This is a genomic window from Polaromonas sp. P1_E1_2, assembly GCF_056406035.1.
On the sequence record NZ_JBFUAZ010000496.1, the window covers coordinates 1 to 3201 of the forward strand.

Annotated in this window: 3 protein-coding genes and 1 pseudogene; all 4 read right to left on the reverse strand. The window is 61.4% G+C overall.

Going from position 1 to position 3201, the window contains the following annotated elements:
- The coding region (locus AC1D1P_RS18750) for a UDP-3-O-acyl-N-acetylglucosamine deacetylase (protein WP_477674008.1) at window positions 1-246 on the reverse strand (246 nt) is incomplete at its 3' end.
- Between the two features lie 86 nt (window positions 247-332).
- Window positions 333-1310 (reverse strand): dienelactone hydrolase family protein, encoded by a 978-nt coding sequence (locus tag AC1D1P_RS18755; protein ID WP_477674009.1) that lies wholly within the window; start codon window positions 1308-1310, stop codon window positions 333-335.
- 94 nt (window positions 1311-1404) lie between these two features.
- On the reverse strand, window positions 1405-2634 hold the full coding sequence (gene ftsZ / locus AC1D1P_RS18760; protein WP_477668397.1) for a cell division protein FtsZ: 1230 nt from the start codon (window positions 2632-2634) through the stop codon (window positions 1405-1407).
- A gap of 148 nt (window positions 2635-2782) precedes the next feature.
- Window positions 2783-3201, reverse strand: a pseudogene (locus tag AC1D1P_RS18765) (cell division protein FtsA); the annotation flags it as partial.

The following is a 3201-nucleotide window of genomic DNA, read 5'->3' on the forward strand; positions in this document are numbered from 1 at the left end:
CGCCGACATCAGGTGCTCTACCGTATGCACTTTGGCGTTGCCGCTGGAAATGGTGGAAGCCAGCCGTGTGTCCGTCACGGCCTGCGCAGAGATGGCGATGTCCACCGGCTGCGGCAAATCCACACGGCGAAACACGATCCCGGTATCGGGCGCCGCCGGCCGCAAGGTCAGTTCCACCCGCTGGCCGCTGTGCAGGCCCACGCCCACGGCTCTGGTCAGGGATTTAAGGGTACGTTGCTGAAGCATATGGGTGATTTTAAGTGTTGCAGCCGATTGCCGCAGTTGGAGTGTTTGATGGCCACCATAGCCAAAGTGCTACAGGTTTTGCCTTGTTACAGGTGCTGCCTGAAGAATGCCGTCCAGTGCGGCACCGCGACGAAGCGATTCTTCCAGTAGCCCGTGTGGAAAACCTTGCTGACACATCGGGCCATCATGGCGTTGACGTCGTCGCCGGGCATGGTGATGCCGCTGTTAAGTTCGGTCACGCCCGATTCGTCAACCAGAACATCGCATTTGGCATAGTGCGGCCCAAAGACATTGCGTTGCCGTTTGTAAGGCGCGTCGAAACTGTGGCCCTCGCCTTCCAGTACCACGATCTTCGCGTTGCCGCCGCGCCCGTTCATCCAGCCCACGTGGCGTTCACAGTACCGGCTCGGGGTTTCGTCGTCCACTTCACCCGTGATGAAAAGAAATGGGGAATTCACGTAGGCGTCACGCCGGRCATTGCGGTAACCGCAGTAGCCATACAAACCCACCACCGCATCGACGGGTTTGAGGTTGAAGTCGTCGGCGTACAAGCGCCGCATGTTGCGCTCAATCAGTGCGTGGGCGAATTTCTGCTGCATCATGACTGCGGCACCGCCACCCTGCGACTCACCGATGCTGCCGACCTTCTCGAAACCGCGGCCGCGCAGCCAGCCGGCAGCTGCGAGGCTGTCAATGGCCATATTGAATTCGTTACCGCCTTTGCGCGATGCCGCCGGATAGTCGTTGTGCGTCACGTCGATGCCTCGAGGCTTCCAGTGATCGATCACCAGCGCTGCGAAACCCTCCTTCTGAAGGCTGTCCACATAGTCAAACATCCGGCTGTCGATGCCCTGAGATCCGTGCGAGATCAGCACAATCTTCGTCTGCCCGGGCTGGCTGAACAGGTAGCCCTGCGCATCGAGCTTGTTGCAGACAAAGGGAGTACCCGCACACACCATGCTGGGCCAACTCACTTTTTCGGCCGCCTCGGGCCTGGCGGTCTGGGCGGGCGCAGACTGCGCGGACAAAACAACCAGCGCGGCGCAAAACCCTCGTATATCCATGGCGACCTCTTTGTTCTGGAGACGCTCTGCGTTGCAAGGCCAAAAAAAAGGGCGGACTACCAGCCCGCCCCTTTCGCCCTGCTTTGCGGGAACCTTAGTCAGCCTGCTTGCGCAGGAAGGCCGGAATCTCGAAGTCGTCCATCCCGCCGGAGGCCAGGGCATCGACTTTTGCGGCCGCCTGGGTCCGGTTGGTACGCCACACGCTGGGCACCGACATGTTGCCGTAGTCGGGCTGGGCCGATCCCATGGCCGTCTGCGCCGCACCGGCGCCATTGGCCGTTGTGTTCAGCGTCGGGACGTTGAACGGCACGTTGTCAGTACCCGTGCGCAGCACCTGCAGCGGCGGCGCATGGCGGCGCACGCCCTGGCGGGACAAGCCCGTTGCGACCACGGTCACACGGATATCGTCGCCCAGTTCATCGTCGTAGGCCGTGCCGTAGATCACATGCGCATCGGGGGAGGCGTATGCGCGGATGGTGTTCATCGCCAGCTTGGATTCGCTCAGCTTGAGCGAGCCCTTTGCCGCGGTGATCAGCACCAGCACGCCTTTGGCGCCCGACAGGTCAATGCCTTCCAGAAGCGGGCAAGCTACAGCCTGTTCGGCGGCGATGCGCGCACGATCAGGACCGTTGGCCTTGGCCGTTCCCATCATGGCCTTGCCGGGTTCACCCATCACGGTGCGCACGTCTTCAAAGTCGACGTTGACGTGGCCGGGCACGTTGATGATTTCGGCAATGCCGCCCACGGCGTTTTTCAGCACGTCGTTGGCATGCGCAAAAGCCTCATCCTGCGTGACGTCGTCGCCCAGCACTTCGAGCAGCTTTTCATTGAGCACCACGATCAGTGAGTCAACGTTGGCTTCAAGTTCTGCCAGGCCGAGGTCGGCGTTGGTCATGCGGCGACCGCCTTCAAAATCAAACGGCTTGGTCACCACGCCGACGGTCAGGATGCCCATCTCCTTGGCCACGCGTGCGATCACGGGGGCGGCACCGGTACCGGTGCCGCCGCCCATGCCCGCGGTGATGAACAACATGTGCGCGCCGGCAATGGCGCTGCGGATGTCGTCCACAGCCAGCTCTGCCGCATCGCGCCCCTTGTCGGGCTTGCTGCCCGCACCCAGGCCGCTGGCACCCAGCTGGATGGTCTTGTGCGCACTGCCGCGGCTGAGTGCCTGCGCGTCGGTATTGGCGCAGATGAATTCGACGCCTTGCACGCCGCATTCGATCATGTGCCCAACGGCGTTGCCACCACCGCCGCCCACACCGATCACCTTGATCTGTGTGCCCTGGTTGAATTCTTCGATTTCAATCATTTCGATGCTCATTGGGAGCCTCCTAATCAATAAACTGCAGTTGCCAAAATTTTCAGAACGTTGTATTTATGTTTGACATGACCGGCTTACGCAGGGGGATCCGCCCCGCCTGAATGCATACAACGTGAGGGCCTGCCGATAAAAGTGGAATAGGTATTCATCAGAAATTCCCCACAAACCAGTCTTTGACCCGGCCGAATGCGTTGTGCACACTGCCTGCCTTTTGCGACACCTTGTAGCCCCGCATGCGCGCCAGCCGGGCTTCTTCGAGCAAGCCCATGACCGTGGCGGCCCGGGCCTGGGCCACCATGTCTGACAGCGCACTGTTGTAGCGCGGTATGCCCCGGCGAACCGGTTTGAGGAAGATGTCCTCCCCGAGTTCCACCATGCCGGGCATGACGGCACTGCCACCGGTAATGACGATGCCCGAAGACAACACCTCTTCGTAGCCCGACTCGCGGATCACCTGCTGGACCAGCGAAAAAATTTCCTCGATGCGCGGCTCGATCACGCCCGCCAGGGCCTGCTTGCTCAGCATGCGCGGTCCCCGGTCTCCCAGCCCCGGCACTTCCACCTGCG